The sequence below is a fragment of the Keratinibaculum paraultunense genome, assembly GCF_016767175.1.
GTDB classification, from domain to species: domain Bacteria; phylum Bacillota; class Clostridia; order Tissierellales; family Tepidimicrobiaceae; genus Keratinibaculum; species Keratinibaculum paraultunense.
The window spans coordinates 699,202-725,304 of the sequence record NZ_CP068564.1; the positions used below are offsets into that span (position 1 = coordinate 699,202).

Genomic DNA, 26,103 nt, shown 5'->3' on the forward strand with positions numbered 1-26,103 from the left:
AGTGAGTAAATAGTGAATGTGACTATTGGAATAAATAAAAATATAGATAAAGCTATGGAAATAGTAAAAAATTATTTTTTTGATAGAAAGATAAAGATTGATAATAATATATGTAGTTCTAGATATTTTATAAATATAAATATGGAAAATAAAAAAGCAGTAGCACATAAAAATTTTTATAGTGATGTTGCAAAAGCTATATTGGATATTATATTAAATATCTATGCTGAAGATATTATTAATAAAAATTTATATTTATATGTAGATGATTTAAAAGTATCTGAAAAGAAAGAGGTAGCCAAAATATCAAAAAATATATTACTAGATAAAAGTAATTTTTTAGATGAAAAGAAATCCATATATATGGAAACAAAAGATTATTTAAAAAACAATTCAATTATATTAGTAGATGGACTAATAAGATTTAGACTTAAACAATTGGATTTTTTAATAGATTTAGCTATTGAAAAAGGTATAGATGAATTTACCATTGAAAAAGAATATAAAGAATTTATAAAAATATTGCAGTATTTTGTTGAATCTCAAGAACCTAAATATGAATTAATTCATTTAATATTTGAAGATGTAGATTATAAATTATTAGATGATAGTGGAAATATTATTGATAAGGATTTTTTTTCAGAAATTATTACTGAGATGGATGATACTAATATAAGTAAAAATGATATACTTATAAGTACTTTAATAGTACTAGCACCTGAGAAAATCATTTTACATTTAGATGATAAATGTAAAGATGAAGATGTGATAAAAGTAATTCTAAATGTGTTTCAAGATAGAATTTATATTTGTCAAGGATGTGAAAAATGTAATAAAGAGATAAAAATTAAAAGTTGAAAATACTTAGAAGTTGGATTTTGCAGCTTCTTTTTTATTTTAATAAAATGTATAATTTTATTTGAAAAAGTTTATATAAATGATATTATAGTAATTAACACATATAATTTGGAGGTATATATATGACAAATGATAATGATATAGTAAAGCCATCTATATTGCCTGGATTTATGGAATTACTTCCATCAGAGCAAATATTGTTCAATAAAATGTTAGATACTATAAGATATAATTATGAAAAATTTGGATTTTTGCCAATAGATACACCTGTAATAGAAAGAGCAGAGATACTATTGGCTAAAGGTGGGGGAGAAACGGAAAAACAGATATATAGATTTAAAAAAGGGGATACAGATTTAGCATTAAGATTTGATTTGACAGTTCCATTGGCACGTTATGTAGCCCAGCATTTTTCCGAATTAACTTTTCCTTTTAAAAGATATCATATAGGAAAGGTATATAGAGGAGAAAAGGCTCAAAGAGGCAGATTTAGAGAGTTTTATCAATGCGACATAGACATAATAGGCAATGAAAAATTGGATATAATAAATGATGCAGAGATTCCTAGTATTATATATTCTACATTTAAAGATTTAGGATTTAAATCTTTTACTATCAAAATTAATAACAGAAAGATATTAAAGGGATTTTTTAAACATCTTAAAATTTTAGATTCTACTGAAATTTTAAGAACTATTGATAAATTAGAAAAAATAGGATTGAATAAGGTAGAGGAAGAATTAAAAGAGCAAGGATTAGAAAAAGAAATAATAAGAGAAATACTAGAATTTATACAGATATCTGGAACTAATGAAGAAAAATTAAAAAAATTAAATAGTTTAGAAATAGAAAATGATATATTCAAAGAAGGATTAAATGAGTTAAAAACTGTAAATTATTATGTGAAAGCTTTTGGAGTACCTGAAGAAAATTATATGATAGATTTAACTATAGTTAGAGGATTAGACTATTATACAGGCACTGTATATGAAACTTTTCTAGACGATTATCCTAATATTGGCAGTATTTGTTCTGGAGGCAGGTATGATAACTTAGCAGAATACTACACTAAACAAAAATTACCAGGAGTTGGTATATCTATAGGGCTTACTAGATTATTTTACCAGTTAAATGAAGCAAATTTAATTAAATTTGAAGATTCTTCATTAACAAAGGTATTAGTCATTCCAATGAAAGGCTATTTAGATCAAGCTATAAAAATAGCAAATTTACTGAGAGACGAAGATATAAATACCCAAATATATTTAGAAAAAGGGAAAGTGGGTAAAAAATTTAGTTACGCAGATAAGCTAGGGATTCCTTATACTCTAATTATTGGAGAAGAAGAAATAAAGCAGGAAAGGTATAGTTTAAGAAATATGGAGACTGGAAAGCAAGAAATGTTGTCTATAGAAGAATTATTATTGTTTTTAAATAAATAGCGTTAAGAGGGATGCTTATGAATATTAAAAAGTTATTTTATATTTTAGCCATTATATTGATATTAGCCACTATTATTTGTAGTATTAAGCTAGAACAAAAAAGATTAGATGTAAATGAGTATAAAAAGTTTCATGATAGGTTTCAGAGAAATGAGTACATTAATAGTACAATTAATCTATATACTGTATTTGATTTTTTAGGTATAGTAGTTGCAATTTATTCTATATATAATATATGGAGTTTCATATTATATCGAAACATAGACGGTAAATTATATAAAATTGTATTGGTAATATTTCTAAATATTTTGGCGGCAATAGAGGTTCTTGACAGTTTTCAGAGAGTTTCTTATGCAAGAAAATCTGTAATTAATGAAGGTTTAATATTTCCTGTGAAATGGACTTTAAAACCGTACTTATTTGCTTTTGGATTTTTAATTTTTAGTGAATTTTTTAAATTAAATATTGAAAAGGAATATGAAAAAGAAGTTAAGAAGGTAAAAGATTCAGATTATGGTAAGAAATGGACTCAATTTAATAATAAATTAGTAAAAAAATAATTATACATTAATTCATAAATAATTCTTGACTTTTTAACTACATGTGAATTATAATGTATAGTTAATACATTAAAAAATATTAAAAGGCTAAGAAGGGAAGAGTAGGTCAAAAACGAATCCTTAAAGAGAGAGGAATGCCTAAGGCTGAAAGCATCCTTAAGAGATATTTGACTGAAGACCACCCCTAAGCTGTATCCTAAGCTTTAAGCTGAAGGATGTCCGCAAATTTTGCGTTATTAAAAGGAGAACCAATTAGGGTGGAACCACGGGAATTAACCTCTCGTCCCTGCTTTATGCAGTGGCGAGAGGTTTTTATATAGTTTAGAAGGAGGAAGGATAATGGAAAAAATAAAAATAACTTTACCAGATAATTCAGTTAAAGAGTACAATAAAGGTACTACTGTGTTTGAGATTGCAAAAGATATTAGCGAAGGATTAGCCAGAGAAGCTGTAGGTGCTATAGTTAATGGAAAAGTTAAAGGAATGCAGGAGACTGTTGATGAGGACGCTAATATTAAAATTGTTAAGTTTGAAGATAAGGAAGGAAAACAAATTTTTTGGCATACATCAGCCCATATATTAGCTCATGCAGTGACAAGATTATTTCCAGATGTAAAACTAGCAATAGGACCTGCAATTGAGGATGGTTTTTATTATGATTTTGATACAGAGCATAGATTTACTTCAGAAGATTTGGAAAAAATTGAAAAGGAAATGATAAAAATAGCTCAGGAAGGTTATATAATGGAAAGATTTGTAATGCCTAGAGATGAGGCATTAGAATATTTTAAGAAAAGAGGAGAAATATATAAATTTGAACTTATAGAAGATTTACCTGAAGATGAAGAAATATCATTTTATAAACAGGGTGATTTTATAGATCTTTGTGCTGGACCTCATTTGTTGAATACTAAAAGAGTTAAGTATATAAAGTTATTAAGTATTGCAGGGGCTTATTGGCGTGGAGACGAAAAAAACAAGATGCTCCAAAGGATCTATGGTATTTCTTTTGAGAAGAAAAAAGATTTAGAAGAATATCTTTACAGATTGGAAGAAGCCAAGAAAAGGGATCATAGAAAATTAGGTAAAGAATTGGACTTGTTTAGTATTCATGAAGAAGGACCTGGATTTCCATTTTTTCATCCAAAGGGAATGATTATTAGAAATATATTGGAGGATTTTTGGAAAGAAGAACATGCTAAAAGAGGGTATGGAGAAATAAAAACTCCAATTATATTAAATGAAGAATTATGGAGACGTTCAGGGCACTGGGATCATTATAGGGAGAATATGTATTTTACGGTAATAGATGATAACAATTATGCTATAAAGCCTATGAATTGTCCTGGCTCTATACTTATATACAAGTCAAATATGTATAGTTATAGAGATTTACCATTAAGATGGGGCGAATTAGGATTAGTTCATAGACATGAACTTTCTGGTACTCTTCATGGACTAATGAGGGTTAGAAGTTTTACTCAAGATGATGCTCATTTATATATGTTACCTTCCCAGGTGAAGGATGAAATTAAAGATATAATAGATTTAGCAGATTATATATATAGTGTATTTGGATTTAAATATCATGTTGAATTATCTACAAGACCAGAAAATTCCATGGGTACAGAGGAACAATGGGAATTAGCTACCAATAGTTTGAAGGAAGCTTTGGAAGAAAAGGAAATAGAGTATACAATAAATGAAGGTGATGGAGCTTTTTATGGACCTAAGATTGATTATCATCTAGAAGACGCTATTGGAAGAACTTGGCAATGTGGTACTATTCAATTAGATTTTCAAATGCCTGAAAGATTTGATTTAACTTATGTTGATAAAGATAATGAAAAGAAACGTCCAGTAATGATTCATAGAACTATATTAGGGAGTATTGAAAGATTTATGGGAATATTAATTGAACACTATGCTGGTAAATTTCCAGTGTGGATTGCCCCAGTTCAAGCTACAATTCTTCCTATATCAGATAAATTTAATGACTATGCTTATGAAATTAAGAAAGAAATGGAAAACAAAGGAATTAGAGTAACTGTAGATGATAGAGCTGAGAAAATTGGATATAAAATAAGAGAAGCTAGACTTCAAAGAATACCTTATATGCTTATTGTAGGCAAAAAGGAAGTAGACAATAGATCAGTATCAGTAAACAAAAGAGATGAAGGGGATATTGGACAATTTAAATTAGGTGAATTCGTGGATAAGGTGTTAGAAGAAGTAAAAAATAAAAGATAATTTTTTCTATTTTTAATAAATACATTAACAAATTTATAATTTTAAATATTTATGCTGAATATAAAAAAGAAGACCATAAATTTATGGTCTTCTTTTTTAAGTAGCATAATCCATGGGCTTTTTGTACAAATTAAATATTTCTTCTAATTCATCGAAATTAATTGTTTCTTTTTCTAATAAAATATTTGCTATGTGATTTAATACATTTTTATTTTCTTTAAGTATTTCTAAAGCATTTTTATATCCAGTATCTAGAATTTTTTTTATTTCGTCTCTAATTATGTCGTAACTATATTTGATGTGATATTCGTCCAATGACATTTGACCTAGAGGGCTCATTCCATAGCTGCATACCATTTCTTTTGCAATGTGAGTGGCTTTGTCTAAGTCATCTTTAGCTCCTGTTGTAATTTCGTTAAATATCAGTTGCTCAGCAGCTCTACCTGCCAATAATGCTGATATTTTATTCATCAATTCTTGCTTAGTTAATAGATATCTATCTTCATCTGGAAACTTTAATACATATCCTAAGGCATGACCTCTGGGTACTATTGATATTTTTTGAACCATATCAGTTTCAAGTATTTTGGAGACTACCGCATGACCTGCTTCATGTATTGAAACAGTCTTTTTTTCTTTTAATAATACTGTAGGATTTTTTACTTCAAGTCCTGCTAGTACTCTTTCTATGGCAGCATCAAAATCTTCTATAGAAATTTTATTTTTATTTTTTCTTACTGCAATTATAGCTGCTTCATTAGCAATATTAGCTAGATCTGCTCCAGATAATCCATGAGTTTTTTTAGCTATATTTTTAATATTTACGGTTCTATCTAAAGGTTTATTTTTAGTATGAACTTTAAGTATTTGTTCTCGTGCTTTCATATTAGGATTTCCTATATATATATGTCTATCAAATCTTCCTGGTCTTAATAAAGCTTCATCTAATAGATCTAATCTGTTAGTAGCACCTATTATAACTACTGTATCATCAGTGTTAAAGCCATCCATTTCTACTAGTAATTGATTAAGAGTTTGGTCTTTTTCATTATTAGATTCCATATTTCTTTTAGTACCAATAGCATCAATTTCATCAATAAATATTATAGTTGGAGCATCTTTTTTTGCTTTTTCAAATAATGTTCTTACTCTTTTAGCACCTACACCTACATATTTTTCTACAAATTCTGAACCACTGGCATAGAGAAATGTAGAACAGGTTTCACCAGCTACTGCTTTAGCTAGAAGGGTTTTACCTGTTCCAGGAGGTCCATAAAAAAGTATGCCTTTAGGAATTTTTGCTCCCATTTTTTTATATTTACTTGGATTATTAATAAAATCAATTGTTTCTTGGAGTTCTTCCTTTATTTCTTCAAGCCCTGCTACATCTTTGAAGGACGTATCTGGTTTGTTGTTATTTCTACTATTATCTTTTTCACTATTTAATACTGAAGGGGCAAGTTGAGGCTTAAGGTAATTTTTTATATAATAGATAAATAAAACTATAGTCATAGACCAAACTATAATTTTATACTTTAATTTTATTTTTCCCAAGTTTAATGATGGAAAACACAAATCGAAAATTAATATAGTAGATATAATTAACCCGATTATAAGCAGCAAAGAAGATAACCTTTTTTTATTCAATTCCATTCCACCTCAGTTTTAGTATTTCTAAAATATAGTTTAACCATTTAGTTTTTTTATATAAAAAAATCAATTAGAAGTTATAGGAAAAAATATATAAAATTAATAAAATCGTGCATTATATGAATTAGCGAAATAATTTTAGTAAAAGATAAAAAAATGTTTGACAAAATGTGTATTCTAACATATAATATCTATGATAATTAAATAATAATTTCAAGTAGAAGTTTCCGCTTCTCACCTTATAGCTAAGGCTCATAAGGTTATAAATAGTTTATTAGAGTATTATTAAGATAGTGTAGGGCTATTTTATTTAATGTTGTTTTTGTAAGCGGGTACTTGTACTCGCTTTTTATTTTAAAATTTTAGGAGGTGTAGAATATTAAAGAACTTCAAATTAATGAAGAAATAAGAGAAAAGGAAGTAAGACTTATTGATGTTGATGGTGAACAAATTGGAATAGTACCAACTAGAAAAGCCCTAGAGATTGCTTATAACAAAAAGTTAGATTTGGTGAAAGTTGCGCCAAATGCTAAACCGCCAGTATGTAGAATTATGGATTATGGCAAGTATAAATATGAAATGGCCAAAAAAGAAAAAGAAGCTAAGAAAAAACAAAGAGTAATAAATATTAAAGAAGTAAGAATGACACCTAATATTGAAGATCACGATTTAAATGTAAAGGCAAGAAAAGCTATTGGTTTTTTAAAGGATGGAGACAAAGTAAAGGTTAGTGTAAGATTTAGAGGAAGAGAATTAGGGCACACAGATATGGGAAAAGAGGTATTACTAAAATTTGCTGAATTAACATCTGATTATGGGATTATAGATAAAGGTCCAAATATGGAAGGGAGAAATATGATTATGTATTTAGTTCCTAAATCTGATGAATAAGTAATGAGGAGGTATAAGAGATATGGCTAAGAAGAACAAGATGAAAACACATAAAGGAGCAGCGAAGAGATTTAAAAGAACAGGAACAGGTAAACTTAGAAGATATAAAGCTTATAAAAGTCATAAAACTGGTAAAAAGTCTCCAAAACGAGTTAGAAATCTAAGAAAACCAGCTTTAGTAAGTAAAGCAGATCAAAAAAGAATTGATTCACTACTACCATAATAAATAAACTAGAAATATTCAAATAAAGGAGGTAGTTTAAATGGCAAGAGTAAAAGGCGGAGTTACTGCTCGAAAAAGACATAAAAAAGTATTAAGACAAGCTAAAGGATATTATGGTGCTAAGAGTAAAATATATAGACCAGCAAATCAAGCTGTTATGAAATCTTTGAATTACGCTTATTCAGGGCGTAAACAAAGAAAAAGGGATTTTAGAAAGCTTTGGATTTCTAGAATAAATGCAGCAGCAAGACAAAATGGAATGAGCTATAGTGCATTTATACATGGACTTAAAAAAGCAAATATTGAAATCAATAGGAAGATGTTATCAGAAATGGCAATTCATGACCCAGATGGCTTTAAAGAATTAGTAGAAATTGCTAAGGGTCAGTAAATAAAAGTTCCGGTTACGGAGCTTTTATTTTTTCAAAAAATAATACTTTAGTTTTATTTATGGTACAATACTTTTGGGAGGCTTTATATATGACATCTATTCAAAAATATTTAGATAAATTAGAATTGAATCCACCAAGATTTTTGGTTGTAGGTTTTGGTGTTTTAATAATATTAGGAGCATTACTATTGAGTTTACCTATAGCTACTAAAAGTGGAGAAGGTGTTGGATTTATAAATGCTTTATTTACTTCTGCTTCAGCAGTTTGTGTTACAGGATTGACAGTTGTAAATACTGCTCAGTATTGGAGTTTATTTGGGCAAATAGTTATATTGGTTTTAATCCAAATAGGTGGTTTAGGATTTATGACTTCTGCCACTATTATGGCTCTTTTAGTGGGAAGAAAAATAAGCTTAAGGGAAAGATTAATAATTAAAGAGCAGTTAAATCAAAATGCTTTATCTGGTATGGTAAGATTAACTCGATATGTAATATTATCTACTTTTATCATAGAAGGTATAGGAGCTATTTTTCTTTCAACTAGTTTTATTCCTAGATATGGTTTCAAAACAGGAGTTTGGTTTTCTATATTTCATGCTATATCAGCGTTTTGCAATGCGGGGTTTGATATAATTGGAAATAGCATGATGTCTTTTGTGGGAGATTTTACAGTAAATATGACAATTTGTTTGCTTATTATAATAGGAGGTTTAGGTTTTTCAGTTCTAATAGATATTTCAAATAAGAAAAACTTTAAAAGACTTAATTTACATTCTAAATTAGTATTAAGCATTACTAGTATGTTAATAATAGTTGGAATGATTGTTATCTTTATAGTTGAATGGAATAATCCAGATACTTTAAAAAGATTTTCTGTTAGAGAAAAATTATTAGCTTCTTTTTTTCAAGCTGTAATTCCACGTACTGCTGGATTTAATTCCATAGATATATCAAAGATATATGATACTACTGCTTTTATGATGATTATTTTAATGTTTATAGGAGGATCTTCAGGTTCTACCGCTGGTGGAATTAAGACTACTACTTTTGGAGCTGCTTTATTAACTACTTTAGCAGTGATTAGAGGAGATAAAGATGTAGTGGCTTTTAATAGAAGAATAAATCAGGAGATAATAAATAGATCTTTAGCTATTATTAGTATTGGACTAATTTTAATTTTAACTGTGTCTATTATACTTACAATTACTGAAGATTCATCTTTTTTAGATATATTATTTGAAACCACATCGGCTTTTGGAACAGTTGGATTAACAAGAGGTATTACTCCTAATTTATCTAATATAGGTAAGATAATGATAACTTTAACTATGTATGCAGGAAGAGTAGGTCCTCTTACTATGGCTTTTGCTTTTGCAGAAAGGCAAAAGCAGTCTTTATTTAGATATTCTGAAGAAAACATTACAGTTGGTTAAGAAGGGAGAATGAGTATGAAACAGTTTGCAGTTATTGGCTGCGGTAGATTTGGATCGAGTGTTGCAGAGACATTATATGAATTAGGGCATGAAGTGTTAGCAATAGATATAAACGAAGAAAGAGTACAAGAAATATCTGATAGAGTTACTTGTGCAGTACAAGCTGATGTTAGCGATGAAAAAGTATTAATTGAATTAGGTATTAGGAATTTTGATGTGGTTATTATAAGTATTGGTTCTAATTATCAAGCCTCTATAATGGCTACTTTAATAGCAAAAGAGTTAGGAGTTAAAAAGGTAATTGCAAAAGCTAACGATGAGCTTCATGGCAAGGTATTGTCAAAGATTGGAGCAGATAGGATTATTTTTCCAGAAAGGGATATGGGGATTAGAGTTGCACATAATTTGGTATCATCTAATATTTTAGATTTTATAGAACTTTCTCCTGATTATGGGATATTGGAAATTACTGCATTGGATGAATGGGCAAATAAGACATTAAAGGAGTTAAAGCTTCCTTCTAGATATGGTATAAGTGTTATGGCTATAAAAAGGGATAAGAATATAAATATATCTCCTTATGCTGATGATGTTATTCTTAAAGGAGATATATTAGTAGTATTAGGAAACACAAATGATATTGAAAGTTTAGAGCAAAGCGTTGGTGAATAATAATGAAAAGAATAGAAAGCCCTTCAAATCCCATTATAAAGGAAATTAAAAGCTTATATAGAAAAAAGGATAGATGGGCAAAAAAGAAATTTATAGTAGAAGGTATAAATATAGTTAAAGAGTGTATTAATAATAACTATCCTTTAATTTGTATTATTTATTCCGATGAACTTTTAAATGTAAAAGGAGGATGGGAGCTTTTTAATAGGATAAGCTCCCATCCTAAGCTAATACATATTACAAATCAATTGTATAGGGAAATATCTAATATGGAAAATCCTCAGGGGATAATGGGAGTATCAGAATTCAATATAAATTCCATACATGAAATAAGTTTAAAAGAAGATTCATCTTTGTTATTATTAGATAGACTTCAAGATCCTGGAAATATGGGAACTATAATAAGAAGTGCAGATGCTTTTGGAATAGATGGAATAATAATTACAAAAGGTTGTGTAGATGTATATAATCCAAAGGTTATTCGTTCAACTATGGGTTCCATATTTAGAGTACCGATTTTTTATGAGGACGATCCTATATTTGCTATAAATAAACTAAGGGAAGAAAAAGTAAAAATTTATGCTACTTCTTTGGAAGGAAGTATATATATTTATGAAGCTAATTTTAAACTTCCATTTCTTCTTGTTATAGGAAATGAATCTAGTGGAGTATCTTCAAATATTTATTCGGTATCAGATAGTTTAATAAAGATACCTATGATAGGAGATGCCGAATCATTAAATGCAGCTGTAGCTTCATCAATTATAATGTATGAGTCCATTAGACAGCGTAGTCAATAAATCTTGTATTTTGAATATATAGGTGGTATAATCTATTAAATAGTTTTGACTTTTTACTGTTAATTTAAAGGTTTGGGTCTTGTTTTTTATCAGAAAGGAGCTTTGAAATGAAAGATAGGTTAAAAAAGATTAGAGAAGATGCTATTGATAATATTAAATCAGCGAATAATCTAGATAAACTTGAAGAGATAAGAGTAAAATATATGGGAAAAAAAGGTGAACTAACATTACTTCTTAGGGAAATGGGGAAAATAGCAAAAGAAGAAAGACCTATTATTGGGCGGTTAGCCAATGAAATTAGAGAAGAAATAGAGAAGGAATTATTTTTGGCTAAAGAAAGGATAAAAGAAGAAATAAAAGCTGAAAGAATAGAAAAAGAAAAAATTGATATAAGTATATCTAAAAGAAGTAGACGTTTAGGGCATCGTCATCCTCTTTTGATTACTATAGATGAGTTAGAGGATTTATTTATAAGTATGGGCTTTAGTGTTGTGGAAGGACCAGAAATTGAAACTGTAGAAAACAATTTTGATGCCCTAAATTCACCAGAAAATCATCCTTCTAGAGACTTAACAGATACTTTTTATATAACTGAAGATATATTATTAAGAACCCATACTTCACCAGTACAAATACGAGCTATGAAAGAAATGGAACCGCCTCTTAAGATAGTTTCTGCAGGTAGAACTTTTAGATTTGATGATGTTGATGATACCCACTCGCCAATGTTTCACCAATTGGAAGGCTTGGTAGTGGATGAAAACATAACCATGGCTAATTTAATGCATACTATAAATATTTTTATTAAAGAATTGTTTGGTAAGGATATGAAAACTAGGTTTAGACCTCATTATTTTCCTTTTACTGAACCTAGTGCTGAAGTAGATGTATCTTGCTTTAAGTGTAAAGGTGAAGGATGTTCTGTATGTAATGGAACTGGTTGGAGCATGGAGCTTTTAGGATGTGGTATGGTACATCCAAAAGTATTAAAAAATTGTGGAATTGATCCAGAAAAATATAGTGGTTTTGCTTTTGGTATGGGAATAGATAGAATTACTATGGTTAAATATGGAATAGACAATATACGGCTGCTATTTGAAAATGATAACAGATTTTTAGAACAATTTTAGATAGTTTAAGGAGGAATAAGATGTTATTACCAGTAGAGTGGCTTAAAGAGTATGTAAATATAGATGAAGATACAAAAACTTTAGCTGATAAACTTACTTTATCTGGCTCTCATGTTGAATCCATTATCAGCTTAGATAAAGGTATCAGAAATGTAGTGGTGGGTAAGATTTTAAAAATAGAGGAACATCCTAATGCAGATAAATTACTTATAACTACTGTGGATGTGGGAGATAAAACTTTACAGATAGTTACTGGAGCTACAAATTTAAAAGAAGGAGACTATGTACCCGTAGCTTTGATAGGTGCAAAGCTTTTAGATGGGAAATACATAGATAAGATTAATTTTAGAGGAGTAGATTCCTATGGGATGCTTTGTTCATTAAGAGAATTAGGGTTTAGTGATAATATTATTCCTAAGTATCAGAGAGATGGTATATTTATATTAAAAGGAAATTATAAGTTAGGTGAAGATATTAATGAGGTTTTAAAGTTAAAAGATAAAATATTGGAATTAGAAATTACCCCTAATAGATCTGATTGTCTAAGTATTATTGGGATGGCAAGAGAAGTAGCTGCAACTTTTAATGAAAAGCTTAATATTCCTAAGATTGAAGTTTTAAATGAAAAAGGAAATATAAAGGATTATATAAATTTAGTAAAATTAGATGATAAATTATGCAATAGATACTATATTAGGGTTATAAAGGATGTAAGGATTGAAGAATCCCCCTTATGGCTTCAATTAAGACTTATGAAAGCAGGGGTTAGACCAATAAACAATATAGTAGATATTACTAATTATGTTATGCTAGAATACGGGCAACCTCTTCATGCTTATGATGTGGAAAAGTTAAAAGGGAATCATATATATGTTAGAAAAGCAAAAGAAGGTGAAAAAATAAAGACAATCGATGGAGTTGAAAGATTTCTTAAATCTTCTAATTTAGTTATAGCTGATGATGAAGGTGCTATTGGAATAGCTGGTGTTATGGGAGGTATGGATACAGAGGTTACTGAAAAAACTACTACAGTATTATTGGAATCTGCTAATTTTAATAGTAAGTCCATACGTTTTACTTCTAAAGAGTTTGGATTGAGGACAGAAGCTTCAACACGTTTCGAAAAGGGAATTGATCCAAATTTATGTGAAATTGCAGCAGAAAGAGTTTGTCAATTGATTGAAAAAATTGGTGCTGGTACCGTTGTTGAAGGTAATATAGATGTATTTAAAAATCCAGTAGATCAAAAGATTATCCAATTAAGACCAGATAAGGTTAATAAATTATTAGGGCCTAGATTATCTTTGGAAGATATGAGTAAATATTTAAAAAGATTAGGACTTAATGTAATCAAAAAAGATAATAAATTAGAGGTAACTATACCATCTTTTAGACTTGATTTAAATAGTGAAGTTGATTTAATAGAGGAAATAGGTCGTTTACATGGTTTCCATAATATCAAAACTAAACCCTTAGTAGGAGTGTTGACTAGAGGGAAAAGACCTTATGGGAAAATTATTGAAAATAAAGCTAGGTTGATTTTGCAAGGCCTAGGGTTAAATGAAGTGTTGACCTATTCATTTGGAAGTCCTAGAGTATATGATAATTTGAAAATAGCAAAAGACAGTCCACTGCGAAATTATATAAAAATAATGAACCCTTTAGGAGAAGAATATAGTGCTATGAGAACTACTTTAGTTCCTAATATATTGACTTTATTAAGTAGAAATTACAACTATGGCGTTAAAGAATGTTTTGTATATGAAATAGGTAATGTATTTATACCTAAAGAACTTCCTGTAAAGAATTTACCTATAGAGAAGAAAATGTTAGCTATAGGTATGTATGGATGTGGAGATTTTTATGATATTAAAGAGATAATAGAAATTCTTCTCGAAAGATTGGGAATTAGAGATTTAGAGTTTTTTCGAGAAGAAAATAATCCTACTTTTCATCCTTATAGAACTGCAAAAATTTACTATAAAGAACAGTTTTTAGGTGTTGTTGGGGAAATCCATATAGATGTAATGGAAAATTTTGATATAAAGGAAAGAGTTTATATAGCTTATTTAGATTTTGATATAATTATAGAGGAAGCAGTTCTTGAAAAAAGATATAAACCATTACCTAGATATCCTGCTATTATGAGGGACATTGCAGTTGTTGTAGATAGAGATGTATTGGTAGGAGAAATAGAAAAGGTTATATGGGAAAATGGAGAAGGATTAATTGAAAATGTACGATTATTTGATATATATGAAGGAGATCAAATAGCAAAGGGGAAGAAAAGTATAGCTTTTTCTATAACTTATAGATCTTATGATAGAACACTAAGAGATGATGAGGTAAATAGAATACAGAATAACATAATAAAGGATTTAGAGAATAAATTTGATGCAAAGCTTAGAAGTTAGGAGTAGATATATCTACTCCTTTTTACGAAAAATGAAGGAAAATAAATGATTATGTAGAATATATTAGTTAATATCAAGTAAAGGGAGAGGGTAAGTTATGACAAAAAAAAATAAAGTGGATGTCCTTATAGATGGTCGTAACTTTACAGTAATTGGGGAAGGTTCTGAAGAATATATACGTAATTTAGCTTCTTATGTAGATGAAAAAATTAAAGAAATGACCAGTAAAAATGATAAATTAAGTGCTTCCATGGCAGCAACTTTAGCAGCACTAAATATAGCTGATGAACTTTATAAGACTAAAAGAGAGTTAAATAATTTAAAAAGTGAAGCTAAAGCTCCTATGGAACAATATGATACTATTGTAACACAACTAGAAAAAGCTAAAATAAAAATAAAGGAGTTAGAAGAAAGTTGTAATATATATAAGGACGAGCTATTAGATACCAAAAGAGCATATGATGATTTAGTAAAAACTGTGGAAGAACAAAATCAAGCCTTAAAAATAAAGGAAAAAGAACTTGAAGAAAGTCAAAGGATGATTAAAAAATTGCAAGAAAAAATATTTGATAGTCAAATTGAATTAATTGAAACAAAAAAAGAATTGGAGGAAGCATTAAAAACCTTTGAAAGTGAGTCAAACATTTTTAACAAGGAGGAAATATAAATAAGTGATTAATGATAATATAGAATTATTAGCTCCTGTGGGTAATATGGAATCTCTTTATGCTGCTATACAAAATGGAGCAAGTGCTGTTTATTTGGGCGGTAAAATGTTTAATGCAAGACAACATGCAGACAATTTTTCCAATGAAGAATTAAAAAATGCTGTAGAATATGCCCATATAAGAGATGTAAAGATATATGTTACAGTCAATATATTGTTAGATGATAAGGAAATGAAAAAAGCATTAGATTATATTAAATATTTATATGAAATAGATGTGGATGGGCTTATTGTACAGGATTTAGGATTTTCTTATTTAATTAGAAAAATATTTCCTGATTTTGATTTACATGGAAGTACTCAAATGACTATAAATAATTTGCCAGGAGTTACTTTTTTAGAGGAATTAGGTTTTAGCAGGGTAGTATTAGCCAGAGAAATTCCTATAAATGAAGTGCAATATATACATTTCAATTCAAATATAAAATTAGAAGGATTTATTCATGGAGCATTATGTATTTGTTATTCAGGGCAATGTTTAATGAGTAGCATGCTAGGAGGGAGAAGTGGAAATAGAGGAAGATGTGCTCAACCTTGTAGAATGCCTTATAGTTTTATAAATTATGAATCAGGACAAGAGGTATTTAAAACATGGGATAAAAAATATGTTCTTAGTCTTAGGGATTTAAATACATTAGATTATATTAATGAAATTATTGATAGGGGCATAACCTCATTAAAGATAGAAGGGCGAATGAAAAGACCTGAATATGTAGCTATTGTAGTGGAAAAATATAGAAAAGTTTTAGAAAAAGGAAAAGAATCTATAAATCAGCAGGATAAAAATGAAGTAGCTCAGATATTTAATAGGGGTTTTACCAAAGGCTATATGTTGGGAGCATTTGGTAGAGAAGCTGCTTCCTATGATAGACCAGATAATAGAGGTTTATTAGTGGGTAAAGTAGTTAAAATAGATAAAAATGATATATATGTAAAATTTTTTCAAGATGTAGAAAAGGGAGATGGGATAGAATTTGAAACCTGTAGTGGAGATAGAATAGGTATAGTGCTAGATTTTAAAGGGGAAGAAGGTAAAATAACTAAAATTAAAAACATCCCTAGTGTATTATTGAATTCAGAAGTATATAGAACATCTAGTGAGAGTTTATTAAAAAGAGCAAGAGAATCCTATGAACAAGAAAATATTAAATATCCTATAAATATGAAAGTATTTATATATATAGGAAGACCTGCTGTACTTTATTTAACCTCTGAGAATATAAATATAGAGGTTAAATCTGATAGTTTAGTAGAAAAAGCAAAGAAAGTATCTTTAACTAAAGAAAGGATAGTAGACCAGCTATCCAAACTTAATGATACGGTATATTATCCAGTTGATATCCAAATTGAATTAGATGAGGATGCTTTTATGTCTATAAGTGATATAAATAAATTAAGACGTGATGCTATAGATCAATTAAATCATATACGTAAAAACAAAAACAATCGTAAACCAATTTCTAATGAAAAATATGAGTTGTTAATCAATAAGTATTTGAATTTAACAAATAGAGTTGTAAAAAGCAAAAACAAGGTATCAGTAAGTGTAAAAAGCAAAAAACAATTTGATCAATTAAATTTAAATAAATTAGATAGGATATATATTGGTTTTGAAGATTCATTGAAGGATATATTACACAGGATAAAAGAAAAAAATATAGAAACATATTTGATGACTGATAGGATTCTTTATAGAACAGGATTGGAAACTTTAAGAGAAAAGATAATGGATATAGGAGATTTATTAGATGGTATATCTGTGTCTAATATAGGAACATTTAAATTTATAAGGGATAATTTTGATATGAACATCCATGGAGAAATTGGATTAAATATTTTCAATAGCTATACTGTAAAATTATTAAATAGTTTTGGGATTAAAGGTGTTACATTATCACCAGAATTAAACATGAAGCAAATACAAAATATTAAGAAAATAGATGGGATAATATATGAATCCACTGTATATGGATATATTCCATTGATGATTACTAAGCACTGCCCTATGGCATTAGTGAAAAATTGTAAAGATGATAGAGAATGTAATACTTGTCCCTATAAAAGTGGATTTGGTCTTAGGGATAGAAAGGGTATTGATTTTTATATGGAAAGAGATAGAGGATATACTACAATATATAATTCCGTTCCATTGATGGTTTTAGAGCATATCCATCAAGTATTCGACTGTGGTATAGATATGATTAGATTGGACTTTACATTTGAAGATGAAAATATAAGGGAAATACAAGAAATATATTATGATTATGCCAATAACATAATAGATTATGATATGGTTGAGAAGTATATTAAAAATTATAGAAGCAAAAAACATATAACGAAAGGCCATTATTTTAGAGGTGTTATATGATAAGAGGTGATCTAATGGAAGCAAAAACCTATAAGGTATTGGAATATGATAAAATTGTTAAAATGCTTATAGAAAAAGCAGAATCTCAGCTAGGAAAAAATATGGCAAAAAGCTTAAAAGCATCATCAGATATTGAAGAAATAGAATATATGCAAAGAGAAACCCAAGAAGCTTTGGGATTGCTTATAAATAAAGGAAATCCTCCTCTATATGGAATTTATGATATTTCTCATGAGCTGAATATGGCAGAAATTGGTGGAATGTTAAGCCCTCATTCTTTACTTAAAATAGCTGACTCTTTGAGAGTATCCAGAAGTTTAAAAGGATATATTAAAGAATTGAAAGAACAAGGTAAAGAAGATTATCCTATAATTCATGGGTTAATAATGGATTTAAAAACCTTCAAATTCATTGAGGATGAGATAAATAACGCAATTATTGGAGAAGATGAAATATCTGATAATGCTAGTTCAGCTCTTAGAAATATACGAAGACAAATAATGAACAAAAATGAATCCATTAAGAATAAGCTAAATTCTATCACTAGTTCTAGCAAATATAAGAAATATTTACAGGATAGTATAATAACTGTAAGGGATGGGAGATATGTAGTGCCAATAAAACAAGAATACAAAAGCTATTTTCCTGGAATAGTTCATGATCAGTCTTCTAGTGGTGCTACTTTATTTGTTGAGCCCATGGCAGTAGTAGAATTAAATAATGAATTGAGAGAATTGGAGATAGAAGAAAGAGAAGAAATTGAAAATATATTGCGAAGGTTGTCCAATTTAGTTGCAGAAGAATCCCATGCTATAAAAAATAATCAAAAGAGACTTCAAAGATTGGATTTTATATTTGCTAAAGGTAAATTAGCATTAGAGATGAATGCTACTAAGCCTATTCTTAACAACAAAGGGTATATAAATATTAAGCAAGGACGGCACCCTTTATTAAAGGTAGATAAAGTAGTTCCTATAGATATATATATTGGGAAGGACTTTAATACTTTGGTTATAACAGGTCCTAATACAGGTGGGAAAACAGTAACTTTAAAGACTATAGGATTATTAACATTAATGGGACAGTCTGGTCTTCATATACCAGCAGATTTTGATTCTGAAATAGGAGTATTTGATCAAGTATTTGCTGATATTGGTGATGAACAGAGTATAGAACAGAGTTTGAGTACTTTTTCTTCCCATATGACTAATATAGTTAATATATTAGAAAATGTAGATGAAAATAGTCTTGTTTTATTTGATGAATTAGGAGCTGGTACTGATCCTACTGAAGGGGCAGCTTTAGCTATGTCTATATTGGAACATCTTTTAGCTAGAGGAATTAGGACTATAGCTACAACTCATTATAGTCAATTGAAGATATATGCATTAACGACAGAAGGGGTAAAAAATGCTTCAGTAGAATTTGATGTGGATACTCTAAGTCCTACTTATAGATTGCTTATAGGTGTTCCTGGAAAATCCAATGCTTTTGAAATATCCAAGAGGTTAGGTCTTCCAGATTATATTATTGATTATGCAAAAACATTGGTATCAAAGGAAAGTGTGGAGTTTGAAGATGTGTTGCAAGCTATAGATAAGGATAGAAAAATTATAGAGAAAAATCGTTTTGAAGCTGAGAAGTTAAAATACGAAGTAGAAAAGCTAAAAGAGGAGTTAAATAAAGAAAAAGAAAAGGCTAAGGAAAATAAAGAAAAAATTATATTACAGGCAAAGGAAGAAGCTCGAAGTATACTTCGAGCTGCAAGAGAAGAATCAGATAAAATAATTGGAGAGTTAAGACAAATATCTCATGAAATAGATAAAGAAAAAACTAGAAAAATTCAAGAATCTCAAGAAAGGTTAAGATTGCAATTAAATAAAGTTGAACAATCTATATCTGACGATGTATTAAATGTAAAATCCAATAAACCTCCAAAAAATTTAAAGGTAGGAGATACAGTGGAAGTTTTATCCTTAAATCAAAAAGGAACTGTAATTGAAGCACCTGATGAAGACGGTAATGTACTTGTGCAGGTAGGAATTATGAAAGTAAATGTTCATATTTCAACTTTAAAAAGAACTGAGTTAGAAGAACAAGATGAAGGGCGAACAAGTGCTAAGAATATAATAAGGGCTAAATCAGCAAATGTGCAAAATGAAATAGATTTAAGAGGTAAAAATTTAGATGAAGCTTTGCTTGATTTAGATAAATATATAGATGATGTATATCTAGCAGGTATAAAAAAAGCATATATAATTCACGGAAAAGGAACAGGAGTATTGCGTAGCGGAATTAATTCTTATTTAAAAGGGCATAAGCATGTAAAATCTTCTAGATTAGGTAGATTAAATGAAGGTGGAGATGGGGTAACGGTAATAGAATTAAAATAATTTCTTGAATTATTTTAATTAATATTGTATATTATAAATTGAGAAATTAATATTATAATCCATTGAAGAAGAGAGTAAAATATTTATTTTGTTTTAGCGAGCTGGAGATGGTGGGAGCCAGTACAAAAATGTATTTGAAGAGGACTTCTGAGGATATATCTGAAATATTATTAGGATATTACGTTAGTAGCGTTATAAACTTTGAGTGGGTCTAAGTATTTTAGATTAACAAGAGTGGTAACACGGGATAGCTCTCGTCTCTTACAAGGGATGGGAGCTATATTTAATATATAAATAAGAGGAGGAGAATAGAATATGATAGATTTTAAAAATCAGGTAATAGATTGTATATATAAAGCAGAAAATAGTTTGCCCAAAGATGAAATAGAATCATTAATTGAAATTCCCCCAAATTATGATATGGGTGATTATGCATTTGCATGTTTTAGACTAGCTAAGGTGTTTAGAAAAGCTCCTAATATTATTGCAGAAGAATTAGTTAATAAAATTCAGGGAAATGAATATTTTGAAAAGATTGAAAATGTTGGACCTTATGTGAATTTTTTTGTAAACAAAGAGAAATTAAAAGAAATAGTACTTAATGAAATAATAGAAAAAGGAGATAAATTTGGGTCATCTAACATAGGAAAAAGTAGAACAGTATTAGTTGAATTTTCATCACCTAATATTGCAAAGCCTTTTCATATAGGGCATATTAGGACTACGGTTATAGGGCATTCCATATATAGAATATACAAATTTCAGGGTTTTGATACAAAAGCATTAAATCATTTGGGAGATTATGGGACTCAATTTGGAATGCTTATTGTTGCATATAAAAAATGGGGAGATAAATCAATTATAGAGAAAGATCCTATAAACGAATTGTTAAAACTATATGTTAAATTTAATGAGGAAGCTGAAAAAGATGAAAGTTTGATGGAAGAAGCTAGATATTGGTTTAAAGAATTAGAAAATAAAAACGAAGAGGCCCTTAAACTTTGGCAATGGATGAGAGATATTAGTTTGAAAGAATTTAATAAAGTATATGATATGTTAAATATTAAATACGATTCTTATGATGGAGAATCTTTTTATTCAGATAAGATGCCACGAGTAATAGAAGAATTAGAAGAAAAAGGACTTCTAAAGGAATCAAAGGGAGCATGGATAGTAGACTTAGAACCTTATGGTATGCCCCCAGCTTTAATAAAGAAAAGTGATGGATCCACACTTTATATTACAAGGGACTTAGCAGCAGCTATATATAGAAAAGAGCATTATAATTTTTATAAAAATATTTATGTAGTAGCTTCAGAGCAAAATCTTCATTTTAAACAGTTAAAGAAGATTTTAGAATTGATGGGATATGAATGGGCAAAGGATTGTATCCACGTAAATTTTGGTATGGTTAGTTTAGAGGATGGAAGTTTATCAACACGTAAAGGTAGAGTTATTTTTTTAGAAGATGTATTAAATAAGGCAGTTGAACAGACATTAAAAATCATAGAGGAACGAAACCCAAATTTAGAAAATAAGGAGGAAGTAGCTAAGCAAGTTGGAATAGGAGCTGTGGTATTTCAAGAACTATTCAATAGCAGAATAAAGGACTATGTTTTCAGCTGGGATAGAACTCTTAGTTTTGAAGGAGAGACAGGACCTTATGTACAATATACTCATGCAAGGGCTAATAGTCTTTTGGAAAAAGGAAAATTTAGTTTAATTGATAAGGTAGATTATTCTTTATTAAAAGAAGAAGATGAGATAAACTTAATTAGACTATTATATAAATTTCCAGAGGTGGTTTTAGATGCTACTAATAAATATGAGCCTTCTTTTATTACAAGGCATATAGTTGAAATAGCTAAGACGTTTAATAAGTATTATAATTCTTGCCCTATTTTATCAGTAGAGGAAGGTTTGAAGAAGGCTAGACTTTTACTTGTATATGCAACAAAAACTGTAATTAAAACAGGTTTATTCTTATTGGGTATAGAAGCTCCAGACAAAATGTAGGAGTGGATAAGATGGAGTATAATGATATTATTCAACCTTTATGGGTTGCTTTTAATGAGGATATTAGATTAAGCAATGGTCCTTCTCATATTACAGATTTAATGGTTCTAACCATTAAATCTCTAATACCCTCAGAAAAGCATGTAGGGGTTTATATTGATTACAAGCGATTTAATGAGGAAATGAAGCTTTGGAAATATTATAGACATGGTGAAAATGTTTCTTTATTGAATATATTAGAAGGTGGTGAACCTTCTATATATTGGAATAGAATAGACGATACTGCTTATTTTCGACTAATACCTATAGTATTGGTTAATAAAGATTATTCATTTATGCAAAAAGAAACAATAAAAAATCTGTTATTTACTACAGGGAATATAAATACTATAATTGAAGGAGTTTTATTATCCAAATTGCTATATTTACTGTTAAATAAAGAGGGAGATTTGATTGAAAAACTTAAGAATGAAATAATTAGTTTTTCTCAAGTTAAATTTATAGAAGAATATATGGATTATATTAGAGTACCTTTAAATAGTTATCCTGATAATTTCACAGTAACTTTTGAAAAATACAAAATAGATGCTCTTAATGCATTAAATTTTTCTCATACTAATAATTTTAGTATTCTAATTGATTGTTTAGATTTAATAATCAATGGAAATCCAACAAATATTTTATTTGGGAAAGTTGTTAATGCATTAATTGATAATAATAAAATAGAGAAATATATTAATAATAATTTTTATGAAGAATTATGTATTTATGTTTATAATTTGAGAAAGGGAAGGATAAATCCTAAAGCCCTAAAGATAAAAAAATATTATTTGCCAAATATATTTGAATTAAATGTTGGGGATAAGTTTTATCATTCCCTCTTAAATTATGCTCAAGTGGTAAAAAAAGATTGTATAGAAGGCAAAACAATTGTATATTTAAATACCAAATCAGGTATGTATAAATTTACAAATTAAACCTTCCTAAATGGAAGGTTTATTTTATGTAATAAATTAATAGGAATCGTTTAGATAAGCTAAGAATTCATTTTCACTACTTTCTGCCAAAGAAGCTAGTTCTTTTAAAATATTATCTCTTAATGTTAAAAATGCTTGAATATTTGTATTGGCACCAGTATATTCAAGGGCTTTTATTATCATAAGCATATCCTCTTTTGACATTTCTTGAATAGAAATTTTATCAAATTTTCTCATCAAATAACCCCTTTCGTAAAATATTATAATATTAATTATATTTTATACTTTTTTTCTTAAACCTTCAATATAGCAGTATAGATTATGTTATAATGGAAATAGTTTAAAAAAAAGAAAGGCTGAGGAAGATATGAAGATTGTATTAGCTACATTAAATTCAAAATACATTCATGCTGCTCTTGCAATAAGATATTTAAAATCTTATTCAAAAGGCATAGCAGATATTGAATTAATGGAGTTTACTATTAATCAAAATATAGATTATATTGCAGGAGAAATATATAAGAAAAATCCAGATATTATAGGATTTTCTACATATATATGGAATAGAGATGAAACTTTAAAGATATGTGAAATTATAAAATTAGTACGACCAGAAACAAAAATAATATTAGGTGGTCCAGAAGTATCATTTGATGGATTGGATTTGATGAATAATTGTTGGTATGTTGATTTTATAATTTATGGTGAAGGAGAAATAACCTTTAAAGAGCTATTAAATAGTATAATATCTGAAAGAGAAGATTATAGTACTATAGAAGGTATAATTTATAGAAAAGGAGATTCAATTATAGAAAATCCTCCTCGGGAATTGATAAATAATCTTGATATTATTCCTTCTCCTTATAAAATAATTAGAGATGAATTTAGAGATAAAATTGTTTACCTTGAAAGTTCAAGGGGATGTCCATTTAATTGTCAATTTTGTTTATCATCAACGATTAAGGGAGTAAGATTTTTTAGTTTAGATAGAGTAAAAGAGGATCTTGAAAGGCTCATAGAAGCAGAGGTTAGACAGGTAAAATTTGTAGATAGAACTTTTAATGCTAATAAAGAATATGCAATGGAGATTATGGATTTTATAATGAAAAAAAACCCACATAATATAAATTTTCATTTTGAGGTTACAGCCCATTTATTAGATGATGATATGCTTAAATTTTTAAAAAGAGCTAAAGAAGGATTGTTTCAATTTGAGATAGGAGTACAATCAACAAATGAAAGAACATTAAATGCTATTGGTAGAATAACTAATTTATCTAGACTAAAAAAAGTAACTAAACAAATAAAAAGCTATAAAAATATACATCAACATTTGGATTTAATTGCAGGGCTACCTTATGAAGATTATGATAGTTTTAAAAAATCATTTAATGATGTATATGAATTAAAACCAGAAAAAATACAGTTAGGTTTTTTAAAATTATTAAAGGGCTCTGGTTTAAGGAAAGATAGAATGCAATATGGATTTAAATTTTTAGATTCTCCTCCTTATGAAGTATTGGAAACAAATTATATAAAGTATGAAGAAATGTTAAAATTAAAAGGGATAGAGGATTTAGTAGAAAAATATTATAATGAAAAGTATTTTGAACATTCAATTGAGTATATAATTAATAATTACTATAAAAGTCCTTTTGATTTTTATGAAGATTATTTAAAATACTGGGAGGAAAATGGTTTTCATAAAATATTACACAGTAGAAATAGATTATATGAAATATTAATTCAATTTTGTAGGCACAAAAAATTTTCAGATTTAAATATAATAATAGAAATAATAAAATATGATTATATAATTAATAATAAAAATTTCAATATACCTAAATTTTTTCCAAGAGAAGAAGTAGAAGTTATTCAAAAAAATAAGCATAAAATATTGAAAGACAAAAATATACTTCAGGAGTTTTTACCCAAATATATAAATAGTCCTACTAAAAGAATTATAAATAAAATTCATATTGAGAAATTTAGAATAGACATAATTTGTTTAATAAATAATGGGTATCACGTAACTACGAATATCTTTAAAAATTCATACATTTTATTTGAATATAAGGAAGGGGTTATAAATAGATGTTTTAGTTATGATATAAGTGATTACATTAAAAGGAGTGACTTGAAATGAATTTAATAAAAGACTTTTTATTGGTGAATAAATCTACAATGAAGAAAAGTGTGAAAAGTTTTAAGAAAAATTGGATATTAGTATTTACAGGATTAATATATACTATATTAAATATTCTATTATTAATGGTATTAAACACTTTTTTTAGGGGACCACTTTATATATTAGTAGGATTTATCATGGCAATTGTAAGTAGCAGTTTAATATCTAATTATTTATATCTATTATCAAATATAATTAATTATGACAGGATAACCATGGAAAATTTTAAGGAGGGATTTAAATACTATTTATGGAAGATATATGGTGTGTTTTTTATTGCATGGATTGTTGATTATCTGTTATCTATGATATCTGGTATAGTAGGGGCAAGTGGTTATTTGCTAAATAGTTTAATTAAAATTATAATATTGATTGCATTAAACCCTTTACCAGAAACTATATATCAAAAGTATTATTCTTCATTTGAAAGCATTCAATATGCATTTAATTTTATGAAAGAAAATTGGTTTAATTGGTTACTACCCAATATTATATTATATTTATTTTTATACTTAATTACAGGAAAAGTTATAACTGATTTATTTACTACTCATTTAAGTTTTGGTTTAAGTTTGAGCTTTAAGGAATTGCTAAAATATATTTTAGGGCAGGTACTTTTTTCGTTTATTATGATTTATAGAGGTCATTTATTTAAACTGTTAAGTACCAGTACACGAAGAAAGAGAATGTATACAAATAAGTTTTATGATTAGAAGGTGA

General features: G+C 28.1%; 21 protein-coding genes and 1 other annotated feature. Of the genes, 19 read left to right on the top strand and 2 right to left on the bottom strand.

The features are described 5' to 3' along the window. The first annotated feature begins 12 nt into the window (after positions 1 to 12). From ytxC to thrS, 4 genes are all read left to right on the top strand, one after another. Positions 13 to 858, top strand: coding sequence for a putative sporulation protein YtxC (ytxC, locus tag JL105_RS03270; protein WP_132026633.1), 846 nt, complete (start codon positions 13 to 15; stop codon positions 856 to 858). A gap of 122 nt (positions 859 to 980) precedes the next feature. Continuing rightward, positions 981 to 2,300 carry a histidine--tRNA ligase gene (gene hisS / locus JL105_RS03275; protein WP_132026635.1) on the top strand — a complete coding sequence of 440 codons (1,320 nt, stop codon included), beginning with the start codon at positions 981 to 983 and terminating at the stop codon, positions 2,298 to 2,300. A gap of 17 nt (positions 2,301 to 2,317) precedes the next feature. Then, positions 2,318 to 2,860, top strand: coding sequence for a hypothetical protein (locus JL105_RS03280; RefSeq protein ID WP_132026637.1), 543 nt, complete (start codon positions 2,318 to 2,320; stop codon positions 2,858 to 2,860). A gap of 339 nt (positions 2,861 to 3,199) precedes the next feature. Continuing rightward, entirely contained in the window at positions 3,200 to 5,110 is a 1,911-nt protein-coding gene (thrS, locus tag JL105_RS03285; protein ID WP_132026639.1) for a threonine--tRNA ligase, read from the top strand. A gap of 96 nt (positions 5,111 to 5,206) precedes the next feature. Here the strand turns inward: thrS and ftsH are convergent, their stop codons facing one another. Further along, positions 5,207 to 6,757 carry an ATP-dependent zinc metalloprotease FtsH gene (ftsH, locus tag JL105_RS03290; protein ID WP_202690604.1) on the bottom strand — a complete coding sequence of 517 codons (1,551 nt, stop codon included), beginning with the start codon at positions 6,755 to 6,757 and terminating at the stop codon, positions 5,207 to 5,209. 381 nt (positions 6,758 to 7,138) lie between these two features. On the opposite strand from ftsH, the gene infC reads away from it, so the two are divergent. The 13 genes from infC to JL105_RS03355 all read left to right on the top strand — a co-directional run bounded on the left by infC (position 7,139) and on the right by JL105_RS03355 (position 23,195). Then, complete coding sequence (infC, locus tag JL105_RS03295; RefSeq protein ID WP_132026643.1) at positions 7,139 to 7,651, top strand: translation initiation factor IF-3; 513 nt, start codon at positions 7,139 to 7,141, stop codon at positions 7,649 to 7,651. Between the two features lie 22 nt (positions 7,652 to 7,673). Further along, positions 7,674 to 7,874 (top strand): 50S ribosomal protein L35, encoded by a 201-nt coding sequence (rpmI, locus tag JL105_RS03300; protein WP_132026645.1) that lies wholly within the window; start codon positions 7,674 to 7,676, stop codon positions 7,872 to 7,874. A gap of 40 nt (positions 7,875 to 7,914) precedes the next feature. Continuing rightward, complete coding sequence (gene rplT / locus JL105_RS03305; RefSeq protein ID WP_132026647.1) at positions 7,915 to 8,265, top strand: 50S ribosomal protein L20; 351 nt, start codon at positions 7,915 to 7,917, stop codon at positions 8,263 to 8,265. Between the two features lie 89 nt (positions 8,266 to 8,354). Then, a complete protein-coding gene (locus JL105_RS03310) occupies positions 8,355 to 9,698 on the top strand; it encodes a TrkH family potassium uptake protein (protein WP_132026649.1) in 1,344 nt (447 codons plus the stop codon). 15 nt (positions 9,699 to 9,713) lie between these two features. Further along, positions 9,714 to 10,370 carry a potassium channel family protein gene (locus tag JL105_RS03315; RefSeq protein ID WP_202690606.1) on the top strand — a complete coding sequence of 219 codons (657 nt, stop codon included), beginning with the start codon at positions 9,714 to 9,716 and terminating at the stop codon, positions 10,368 to 10,370. Between the two features lie 2 nt (positions 10,371 to 10,372). Next, positions 10,373 to 11,170 (top strand): TrmH family RNA methyltransferase, encoded by a 798-nt coding sequence (locus JL105_RS03320; RefSeq protein ID WP_132026653.1) that lies wholly within the window; start codon positions 10,373 to 10,375, stop codon positions 11,168 to 11,170. Between the two features lie 107 nt (positions 11,171 to 11,277). After that, a complete protein-coding gene (pheS, locus tag JL105_RS03325) occupies positions 11,278 to 12,300 on the top strand; it encodes a phenylalanine--tRNA ligase subunit alpha (RefSeq protein WP_132026655.1) in 1,023 nt (340 codons plus the stop codon). A gap of 20 nt (positions 12,301 to 12,320) precedes the next feature. Next, the gene (gene pheT, locus JL105_RS03330) at positions 12,321 to 14,714 is read left to right on the top strand and encodes a phenylalanine--tRNA ligase subunit beta (protein WP_132026657.1); all 2,394 of its coding nucleotides are present in this window, start codon (positions 12,321 to 12,323) and stop codon (positions 14,712 to 14,714) included. Positions 14,715 to 14,811: 97 nt separating this feature from the next. Further along, positions 14,812 to 15,381 (top strand): cell division protein ZapA, encoded by a 570-nt coding sequence (locus JL105_RS03335; RefSeq protein ID WP_132026659.1) that lies wholly within the window; start codon positions 14,812 to 14,814, stop codon positions 15,379 to 15,381. 4 nt (positions 15,382 to 15,385) lie between these two features. Continuing rightward, positions 15,386 to 17,809, top strand: a complete 2,424-nt coding sequence (locus tag JL105_RS03340) for a U32 family peptidase (RefSeq protein ID WP_202690608.1) — start codon at positions 15,386 to 15,388, stop codon at positions 17,807 to 17,809. A gap of 14 nt (positions 17,810 to 17,823) precedes the next feature. Then, positions 17,824 to 20,202, top strand: coding sequence for an endonuclease MutS2 (locus JL105_RS03345; RefSeq protein WP_132026686.1), 2,379 nt, complete (start codon positions 17,824 to 17,826; stop codon positions 20,200 to 20,202). A gap of 53 nt (positions 20,203 to 20,255) precedes the next feature. After that, positions 20,256 to 20,467, top strand: a binding site (T-box leader). Positions 20,468 to 20,517: 50 nt separating this feature from the next. Beyond that, positions 20,518 to 22,218 carry an arginine--tRNA ligase gene (gene argS, locus JL105_RS03350; protein WP_132026661.1) on the top strand — a complete coding sequence of 567 codons (1,701 nt, stop codon included), beginning with the start codon at positions 20,518 to 20,520 and terminating at the stop codon, positions 22,216 to 22,218. A gap of 11 nt (positions 22,219 to 22,229) precedes the next feature. Then, positions 22,230 to 23,195: a hypothetical protein gene (locus tag JL105_RS03355; RefSeq protein WP_202690609.1), complete on the top strand. Its 966-nt coding sequence runs from the start codon at positions 22,230 to 22,232 to the stop codon at positions 23,193 to 23,195. Between the two features lie 36 nt (positions 23,196 to 23,231). On the opposite strand, the gene JL105_RS03360 is transcribed toward JL105_RS03355, so the two are convergent. After that, positions 23,232 to 23,432 (bottom strand): hypothetical protein, encoded by a 201-nt coding sequence (locus JL105_RS03360; protein ID WP_132029733.1) that lies wholly within the window; start codon positions 23,430 to 23,432, stop codon positions 23,232 to 23,234. 130 nt (positions 23,433 to 23,562) lie between these two features. Between JL105_RS03360 and JL105_RS03365 the strand changes: the two genes are divergently transcribed. After that, entirely contained in the window at positions 23,563 to 25,341 is a 1,779-nt protein-coding gene (locus JL105_RS03365) for a B12-binding domain-containing radical SAM protein (RefSeq protein ID WP_132029735.1), read from the top strand. Further along, positions 25,338 to 26,096: a hypothetical protein gene (locus JL105_RS03370; protein ID WP_132029737.1), complete on the top strand. Its 759-nt coding sequence runs from the start codon at positions 25,338 to 25,340 to the stop codon at positions 26,094 to 26,096. The genes JL105_RS03365 and JL105_RS03370 overlap by 4 nt, the downstream gene beginning before the upstream one ends. Positions 26,097 to 26,103 lie beyond the last annotated feature (7 nt).

Excerpts from the sequence above, each read along its gene's own strand:
- JL105_RS03355 (WP_202690609.1), top strand. The coding sequence starts at position 22,230 with ATGGAGTATAATGATATTATTCAACCTTTATGGGTTGCTTTTAATGAG.
- JL105_RS03365 (WP_132029735.1), top strand. The coding sequence starts at position 23,563 with ATGAAGATTGTATTAGCTACATTAAATTCAAAATACATTCATGCTGCT.
- rpmI (WP_132026645.1), top strand. The coding sequence starts at position 7,674 with ATGGCTAAGAAGAACAAGATGAAAACACATAAAGGAGCAGCGAAGAGA.
- pheT (WP_132026657.1), top strand. The coding sequence starts at position 12,321 with ATGTTATTACCAGTAGAGTGGCTTAAAGAGTATGTAAATATAGATGAA.
- JL105_RS03370 (WP_132029737.1), top strand. The coding sequence starts at position 25,338 with ATGAATTTAATAAAAGACTTTTTATTGGTGAATAAATCTACAATGAAG.
- JL105_RS03280 (WP_132026637.1), top strand. The coding sequence starts at position 2,318 with ATGAATATTAAAAAGTTATTTTATATTTTAGCCATTATATTGATATTA.
- JL105_RS03320 (WP_132026653.1), top strand. The coding sequence starts at position 10,373 with ATGAAAAGAATAGAAAGCCCTTCAAATCCCATTATAAAGGAAATTAAA.
- rplT (WP_132026647.1), top strand. The coding sequence starts at position 7,915 with ATGGCAAGAGTAAAAGGCGGAGTTACTGCTCGAAAAAGACATAAAAAA.
- pheS (WP_132026655.1), top strand. The coding sequence starts at position 11,278 with ATGAAAGATAGGTTAAAAAAGATTAGAGAAGATGCTATTGATAATATT.
- thrS (WP_132026639.1), top strand. The coding sequence starts at position 3,200 with ATGGAAAAAATAAAAATAACTTTACCAGATAATTCAGTTAAAGAGTAC.
- JL105_RS03335 (WP_132026659.1), top strand. The coding sequence starts at position 14,812 with ATGACAAAAAAAAATAAAGTGGATGTCCTTATAGATGGTCGTAACTTT.
- JL105_RS03345 (WP_132026686.1), top strand. The coding sequence starts at position 17,824 with ATGGAAGCAAAAACCTATAAGGTATTGGAATATGATAAAATTGTTAAA.
- JL105_RS03315 (WP_202690606.1), top strand. The coding sequence starts at position 9,714 with ATGAAACAGTTTGCAGTTATTGGCTGCGGTAGATTTGGATCGAGTGTT.
- argS (WP_132026661.1), top strand. The coding sequence starts at position 20,518 with ATGATAGATTTTAAAAATCAGGTAATAGATTGTATATATAAAGCAGAA.
- JL105_RS03310 (WP_132026649.1), top strand. The coding sequence starts at position 8,355 with ATGACATCTATTCAAAAATATTTAGATAAATTAGAATTGAATCCACCA.
- JL105_RS03360 (WP_132029733.1), bottom strand. The coding sequence starts at position 23,432 with ATGAGAAAATTTGATAAAATTTCTATTCAAGAAATGTCAAAAGAGGAT.
- hisS (WP_132026635.1), top strand. The coding sequence starts at position 981 with ATGACAAATGATAATGATATAGTAAAGCCATCTATATTGCCTGGATTT.